The organism is Delftia sp. CH05 (genome assembly GCF_009827015.1).
Classification (GTDB): Bacteria; Pseudomonadota; Gammaproteobacteria; order Burkholderiales; family Burkholderiaceae_C; genus Comamonas; species Comamonas tsuruhatensis.
On record NZ_WUMG01000032.1, the window covers coordinates 61,332 to 68,999 of the forward strand.

Consider the following 7,668-nt stretch of genomic DNA (forward strand, 5'->3'; position numbering starts at 1 on the left):
TAGCATGAGTTTCATGCAGACTTCAGGGCGCGAAAAATCATGACGCTGGTGCAGCTCAGGCATCTCATATCGGTGGCGCAGACCGGCTCCTTCAGCCGCTCGGCCGAGGCCATGCATCTGACACAGCCGGCCCTCAGCCGCAGCGTGCGCGCGCTGGAGCAGGAGCTGGGCATACCCTTGTTCGACCGCATCGGCCGCCACAGCGAACTCACAGCATTCGGCCGCGAGATGCTGGGACGGGCACGCGCCCTGGTGACTGAAGCCGACGAGCTGCGTGACAGGGGGCGCCAATTGCGCGAGGGTGCGGCCGGCACTGTGCGTGTGGGCCTGGGATCGGGCCCCGGCGCAATATTGATGACGCCGTTCCTGCAGCACATGACCGTGCACCATCCCGGCGTGCGAACCGAGGTGGCGCGCGGCAGCACCGATCTGCTGGTGCACTCGCTACGCGAGCGCTTGCTCGACGCCCTGGTCGTGGACCTGCGCGCGCTGCGGCCCGCACCCGACCTTGCGCTGGACGTCGTGCACGAAATGCGCGCCGCCTTCATGTGCCGCACCGACCATCCACTGGCCCGCCTGCAGCGGGATCTGCGCTTCGAGGATGTGCAGCGCTACCCCGTCGCCTCCACACCGCTGAGCGACCAGGTGGCCTGGCTGCTGGTGGAGACCTATGGCGCCACGGCCCACCCGGCGCGGTTCGTCACACTGCAGTGCGAGGAGTTGCCCAGCCTCGTGGACGTTGCGCGCAACAGTGACACCGTGCTGCTGGCCGTGCGCGCCGTCGCCCCGGACCTGGCCGAATTGCCCATGGACCCGCCCATGCGCAGCACCGCCCGCTTCGGGCTGGTCACGCTGCGTCAGCGCAGTGAGGCGCCGACGCTGGCAATCCTGCGAGGGCTGATGGGAAAGTTGATGGCCGACGATGCCCCTGCGCCGGAACGGGCGCCCAGCCACGGCGGAAGGCTGGGCCGCATGGCATTGCCAGACTGATTTGATGCTGGTGATCACCCATCGACTACCCTCAATGCAAAATCGCAAGCCGGGACAACAAGCCATGTCAAATTAAATAGTTTGCACAGCCTGTTTTCAAGGCCTGGCTAATGAAATTTCCCAAAATTATGCCCCTGGCAATGAGCAGCCGTCAGCACTCTACCCCCCATAAAAATACTGCCACAAATATGATAAAAGCCATATACAACTGAACCACCATTCGCATGCAGGCTGCTATTTTCCAAATTTATTGGACCATCTTCCGAAAGATAAATATTCTTCGCATGCAGCGCGGATGAGGACATTAAAACAACAAATACCACAATAGTGGACAATGATTTTTCATATCGAAATCTCATTTCAGCCCCTTTTCTCATCGTTTTCGAATTGATACTGACGACCAGGGAATGCACAGGTTCTGCACAAAAGCACGCGTTGCCTGTAGGTGCCTGGAGCGAAAGCTCTCATCGGCCAGTTCGCTGTGGCAAGCCACCATTGCGATATCGTCCATATTCACCCCAGGCGCATTCATATCCCAAGTATGCTCATACTCCTTTCGCCATCATCAGCAATGGCAGCAGTTCATTTTTACCTGTATTTGCAGCCTTCATGCCCTGCATCATTTCCATCCATTTCAACGACTCGCTCGCTTGCCCCATAATTATCAGGGGCAACATATGATATGAGCCGCCAAAAGCCTGTGCCGCATTGGAGGAGGAAAAATTCTCGAATGAAATGCCGTTCGCTTGCACAGCAGGGACCCAGAGCCCGCACACAACGATTGCCAGTGTGGTTGCAAGTCTTGGATATCGCATCTTCATGGTATTTCCTTTATGCACGTTGTGAGATGAGGCTCCGCCTTCATGGCGTGCACAGGTTCTGCACGAAGGCATGCGAGGCCAATTGCGCGACTTCGCTCCTTCCTGTCATGTAGCAGCCATCCTGGCTCAGTGCCGAGGCCGCACTGTTCTCGCCGCCTGCGAGGGTTCCCTGGTCCACGGTGCCGCCCAAGGGGGTCCAGGTGATGGCGTGCGAACTTCCGTCGGCCAGTTCGCTGTGGCCTGCCACTGTTCCGTTGTCACCGATATCCACCACACGTGCATTCATGCCGCCAGGCAGCGGAGGAATATCGCGGATGACACCGGTCTGGCTGTTCCAGTAATAGGGCATGCTGCGCCCGTCTGCCAACTGGTAGTGCCCAATCACCTCGCCGAGGATGTTGAGATCGACGCCGCTGTTTCGCGCGGGCGGGGACGATATGGACAGCACCTGCGGACTGGAGGACGAGTTGAGCCAGACGACGGTGCGTCCACCCTGGGCACCGAAATCGCAGTAGCCCATGATGCGAGTATTGACGACGGTCTTTGCGCGGCAGAAGACGGCATTGAGAGGCAGGTTCAGGGCCGTGGCCATATAGCCGCCCAGGACTGCGGCAGACCAATAGACAGGACGCGGATGCCCGCTGTTGTCGGGACAGTTGCCCACGATGCCCGGCATGTTGCCGCCCACCACGAAATTGTCCACATCGGACGGAATGCAGTTGGTGCTGTTCAGGCCCAGCAGGCCCGCCGGCAGCGCGCGTGCCGTGGTTTCATTGTTGCGCCACATGACAGGGCGGGCAGTGTTGCTGCCGCTCAGGCTGACGCCTGCCACATAGCCGCCCTGGTTGAATGCCGTGGGCATGCTGCGCACATCGAGCGTCAGCGGCTGCAGTGTCTGCACCGTGGCCGGCGTGGCCGCATTCCAGAACACCCCCACGGACACCGAATTGCCGTCCAGGCAGGTGCCCACCACCTGGCCGCTGTTGGTGATGGCCGCCGCGTTGCAGTTGCGCCCCGGCGACAGGCGCACAAGGTCTGCCGCACTGCCCGGCGCCAGCGACACGAAGCCTGCGGACGAGCCGTCGCTCTCTGCACAGGCGCCCACGACATGGCCGCTGTTGTTGATGTCCAGGCCCACGCATTGCGGACCTGCCGACGTGCCCACGTCCTGCATGGGCAGGGCCTGCGCGGCCGGCAGTGCCAGCAACGCAAGGCACGCCGCGGAAAAATTCAAATGCTTTGGCTGAAGGCGCATGAAGGGTTCTCCTGAAAAAGCAAAGAAGTCGTTCATGGAAATCGGGCACCGAACAGGAAATCCGCATAGGGCTTGGCATATGCGCGCCGGCGCAGACGCTATTTCCGTGATCCGCATCCCGGCCCCACGATAGGCATCGCGGTATGGAGCCGTCCATCCGAGCAGCAATCAAAACAACAAAAACCATCAACAAAATCAAAAGCTTGCAAAAGAATCCCCCATCAATAATTGTCTCATCGGCATCCGGGATTCAGGCCATGCCACAGCACAGCGCCATATGAATGGGGGCTTTCCATGGCAATCACACACTGCCTGACATCCGACAGCGCACGGCCGAATGGCGCAATTCGCCGCCGCTGGAGTCCCGCAGAACTGCTGGCACTCGAACGCTGGGCCGGCGTCCTGCCCGTGCAGGTGATCTGCCGCCGGCTGGACCGCAGCGAACGCTCCGTTCGCTGCCAGATGCACAGGCGCGGCCTGAGCACCCGGGTCCGCGAGGGCGTCGGGCTGCGGCAGGTCTGCGAGGATCTGCAGCTGTCCGCACGGTCGGTGAAGACCTTCATCCTCGATGGCCGCCTGCGCCTGCACAGCGCACAGGTGCATGGTGGGGTTATGGCGCAGCTTCATTGGTCCCTGCGCCGCTGGCTGCAGACGACGCAAAGCCGCTTGTGCCGTGTCAGCCATTTGAGGGTTACCGAGACATCCCTCAGGCGCTTTGCGCGGGAAGCGGATTTCGGCGCATCAGGCAGCCGCACGGACGCGGCATGGCAACACTGGGCATCCGGCTAGGCCCTGAATGTCCAGCAGCGGTTTCGGCCCTTCGCCTACGACTGCCGCGAGCGCCAGCATGCAGACTGGCACGCATGTCCCATGGCAGGCGAGGCAGTCATCTCGACCATCTGTCGGCACTTCAGTCGGCACTCCCGTCGGCACACCTTTCGGCACATTCACCGGCAGCGGAGACCTCCACGGGACCTGGTGCCACAGTCAAAGGAATCAGACAGCATGAAAAACCCACCCACCACCGCCCTCGACGTGATCATCGTCGGTGCCGGCTCGGCCGGACTGTCGGCATTGCGCGAGGTGCGCAAGCACACGGAGCATTTCGCCATCGTCAACGACGGGCCCTGGGGAACGACCTGTGCGCGGGTGGGATGCATGCCGTCCAAGCTCCTGATCGAGGCGGCCAACGCCTTCCATGCACGCCATCACTTCGATGCCTTCGGCATACGCGGCGCGAGTGGGCTGCAGCTGGACCTGCCCGCCGTTTTGCGCCGCGTGCGCAAGCTGCGCGACGAGTTCGTGGCAAGCACGATCAAGGCCACGGAGGGCCTGGGCTGGCGGGCCATCGACGGGCGTGCCAGGCTGCTGGCGGCCAATCGGATCGAGGTCAATGGCAAGGTGCTGGCTGCGCGCAAGCTCATCCTCGCTCCGGGCTCAAGCCCCGTGGTGCCGGAGGAATGGAAGCGCTTTGGCAAGCGCATCCTGACCACCGACACCTTGTTCGAACGCAAGACGTTGGGCCCGCGCGTGGCCGTCGTCGGCCTGGGCCCGCTGGGCGTGGAGATTGCACAGGCGCTGGCACGGCTGGGACTGGAGGTCACCGCACTGGGACGCGGCCCGAAGCTTGCCGGCCTGTCCGACCCGAATGTCACCGACGCATTGCGGCATCTGCTTGAGAAAGAGATGACGGTGATCACCGACCATGAAGTGCAGTTGAGCAAGGGCCCGGACAGCAGCATCGTCGTGCGTGCAGGCGACACCCGCATCGTCGTGGACCATGTGGTGGCCGCCATGGGTCGGCGCCCGCAGCTCGAAGGCCTGGGCCTTGAGACGCTGGGACTTGAGCTGGACGAACACGGCCAGCCGCCCGTAAGCCGCGAGACACTGCAGGTCGGCGAGCTGCCGCTGTTCCTCGCGGGCGATGCCAATGGCGACCGCCCCTTGCTGCATGAGGCCGTGGACGAAGGCCATATTGCCGGCACCAACGCCATGGCAGAGAACGTGGCCTGCTTCGAGCGGCGCACGCCGCTGTCCATCGTCTTCAGCTCGCCCAACGCGGCCGTCGTGGGCCAGCCCATGAAGGCGCTGCTGGGGCAGGACTTCGTGGTGGGCCGCGTGGATTTCGCGCACCAGGGGCGTGCGCGCGCTGCGCAGCACAACGCGGGCCTGCTTCACGTCTATGCGGACCCGGCCAGCGGCCGGCTGCTGGGCGCGGAAATGTGCGCGCCGGCCGGCGAGCATCTGGCCCATCTGCTGGCCCTGGCCGTGCAGCAGCAACTGACCGTGCACGAGTTGCTGCGTGCGCCCATCTATCACCCCGTGCTGGAAGAGGGCCTGCGCACCGCCTTGCGCGATGCGGTGCGCCAGCTGCCCCAGCAGCCGCCCTCCGACCTGAGCAACTGCGATTCTTTGCCCATGGACGATTGATCGCGCGCGGCCCAGGGCCGCACGCGGATCAATCCTGGGGCGCGCTCTGCGGTGCGCTTACTTCCGACAGCGTCCAGCCGCCATTGCCATCGACCGCCAGCGCGTGGGTATGGAAACCCGCCAGCGTGCTGCGGTGGCCCACGCTCACCAGCATGGTCGAGCGCATCTGCTCGCGCAGCAGGTTGTACAGCGCATGCTCCAGGCCCTCGTCCATGGCCGAGGTGGATTCATCGAGAAAGACGATGACGGGCCGGTTGAACAGCACGCGCGCAAAGGCCAGGCGCTGCTGCTCGCCAATCGACAGGATGCGGGACCAATCCTGGTTGACATCCAGCTTGTCGGCCAGATGGGCCAGGCTGACCTGGCGCAGCGCCTGTTGAAGGTGCTCGTCGTCCTGCGGTGAAGCATCCATCGGATAGGCAATGGCCGTACGCAGGTCCCCCAGCGGCAGATACGGGCGCTGCGACAGGAACAGCGCCTGGTGGCCGCCCGGGCGGCCCACCGTGCCCTGGGCATGCGGCCACAGGCCGGCAATGGACCGCAGCAAGGTGGTCTTGCCACTGCCCGAAGGCCCCTTGATCAGCAGCGCCTGGCCGGGAATGAGCTTCAGTTGCAGGCCGCTGAGCAGGTGGTGGCCGTCCGGGCGGCTGACCTGCAGGTGCTCGATGTCCAGGGCGCCGGGCTGCTCTCTGTGGACGACCTGGGGCAGTTCGCGGGTCTGCGCATTGGCATCCAGAAAGCCGCACAGGCGATCCAGCGCAGCGCGGTACTGGGCGAAAGTGTCGTAGGAGGTTCGGAAGAAGGACAGCGCATCCTGCACCTGCCCGAAGGCCTGCGAGGTCTGCATCACATCACCGAGCTTGATGGCACCGCTGAAAAAGCGCGGCGCCTGCAGCAGAAAGGGAAAGACCACGGCCACCTGGTTGACGGTGAGGTTGAAGCCGTCGAACTTCAGGCTGCGGTAGACCAGCGCCCAGACATTGGCGATCAACGCCGAAAAGCGCGTCAAAAGCGTGTTGCGTTCGATGGCCGCGCCCTGGTAGAAGGCGATGTTCTCCGCATATTCGCGCACGCGCACCAGGGCGTAGCGGAAGTTGGCGGTCAGCCTCTCGTTCAGGAAGTTCAGCCGGATCAGCGGCTGGCCCAGGCGAAAGGCGATCAGCGTGGCGACGATCACATAGAGGTAGACCGCGAACACCATGGCCCGCGGAACCTCCACGCCCGCCACGGCAATCGGGGCAGACAGCCCCCAGAGAATGCCCGTGAACGCCACCAGCGAGACCACCGCGCTGACGGCACCCAGCGCCAGGGTCAGCGAGTTCGAGACAAAGGTGTTCACATCCAGCTCGATGCGCTGGTCGGGGTTGTCCACCGGCTCGTCCAGGAAGTGGCTGCGATAGTAGGCATCGCCGCGCATCCAGTCGGTGGTCACGCGCTCGTTGAGCCACACCCGCCAGCGGATGCGAAACGCCTGGTTCACATAGAAATTGAACAGCTCGCGCAGGATGTGGACCGTGGCCAGCACCGCAAAGATACCCAGGAAGCGCCAAAAGCCCTTCTGGTCCAGTTCCTGCAGCGCGCTGTAGAAGCCGTTGTACCAGTAGGAAAACAGCACGTTCATGCGCACCGAGACCAGGGCCAGCACCAGCAGCAGCGTGAACACCAGCAGCGGCCACCAGCTGTTTCTGGGGTGCAGGAACGGGCCGGCCAGCTGCCAGAACTGCCGACCCCAGCGGGTGAATCGAACCACCAGCAGCGCCACGGCCGCGAAAGCCACGACGGTGATCACTGAGGCCGCCGCCAGCCAGACCAGGCTTTCCTGCAGCGCCTTGCTCCAATCCATGTCCATGTCGGAGATCCTCGGGTTGTGTGGGTGGAGAGAATCTACTCCTGTTCAGACAGGCCGGCGGGCAGGCCTGGGCGCATGCCGGCAGCAAGCCATCTGCGCTTGCAATGCCCCCATCGCCGTTGCCGATGGGGCCGCTGCCGACAAGGCCGCTGCGCAGGATTAACATTCCGTGCGTGCCGCCCCGGCGGCAGGCACGAAGACAGGACCGGCCCGCGCGGTTCCCCCACGACAACAGCGATGCCCTCCCGGGGCCCTGCCCGGGCGGCTCAGACACAAGCCAGAACATGCCCGCATCGCCGCCCCAGGCCCACCCGCCACACGAC

7 protein-coding genes are annotated in these 7,668 nt (G+C 63.7%); 3 read left to right on the plus strand and 4 right to left on the minus strand.

Going from position 1 to position 7,668, the window contains the following annotated elements:
* The first annotated feature begins 39 nt into the window (after nt 1-39).
* Nucleotides 40-990, plus strand: coding sequence for a LysR family transcriptional regulator (locus tag GRX31_RS21300; protein ID WP_017403927.1), 951 nt, complete (start codon nt 40-42; stop codon nt 988-990).
* A 107-nt stretch (nt 991-1,097) separates the two neighbouring features.
* Here GRX31_RS21300 and GRX31_RS21305 read toward each other — a convergent pair whose 3' ends face one another.
* The 3 genes from GRX31_RS21305 to GRX31_RS21315 all read right to left on the minus strand — a co-directional run bounded on the left by GRX31_RS21305 (nt 1,098) and on the right by GRX31_RS21315 (nt 3,066).
* Nucleotides 1,098-1,403 carry a hypothetical protein gene (locus tag GRX31_RS21305; protein WP_160854664.1) on the minus strand — a complete coding sequence of 102 codons (306 nt, stop codon included), beginning with the start codon at nt 1,401-1,403 and terminating at the stop codon, nt 1,098-1,100.
* A gap of 132 nt (nt 1,404-1,535) precedes the next feature.
* Nucleotides 1,536-1,811 (minus strand): hypothetical protein, encoded by a 276-nt coding sequence (locus tag GRX31_RS21310; protein ID WP_160854666.1) that lies wholly within the window; start codon nt 1,809-1,811, stop codon nt 1,536-1,538.
* Between the two features lie 40 nt (nt 1,812-1,851).
* A complete protein-coding gene (locus GRX31_RS21315) occupies nt 1,852-3,066 on the minus strand; it encodes an HAF repeat-containing protein (protein WP_160854668.1) in 1,215 nt (404 codons plus the stop codon).
* Nucleotides 3,067-3,360: 294 nt separating this feature from the next.
* Between GRX31_RS21315 and GRX31_RS21320 the strand changes: the two genes are divergently transcribed.
* Entirely contained in the window at nt 3,361-3,855 is a 495-nt protein-coding gene (locus GRX31_RS21320) for a hypothetical protein (RefSeq protein ID WP_160854670.1), read from the plus strand.
* Nucleotides 3,856-4,071: 216 nt separating this feature from the next.
* Nucleotides 4,072-5,496 (plus strand): dihydrolipoyl dehydrogenase, encoded by a 1,425-nt coding sequence (locus tag GRX31_RS21325; protein WP_047472802.1) that lies wholly within the window; start codon nt 4,072-4,074, stop codon nt 5,494-5,496.
* A 28-nt stretch (nt 5,497-5,524) separates the two neighbouring features.
* Here GRX31_RS21325 and GRX31_RS21330 read toward each other — a convergent pair whose 3' ends face one another.
* Nucleotides 5,525-7,345 (minus strand): ABC transporter ATP-binding protein/permease, encoded by a 1,821-nt coding sequence (locus GRX31_RS21330; RefSeq protein ID WP_160854672.1) that lies wholly within the window; start codon nt 7,343-7,345, stop codon nt 5,525-5,527.
* Between the last annotated feature and the right edge of the window lie 323 nt (nt 7,346-7,668).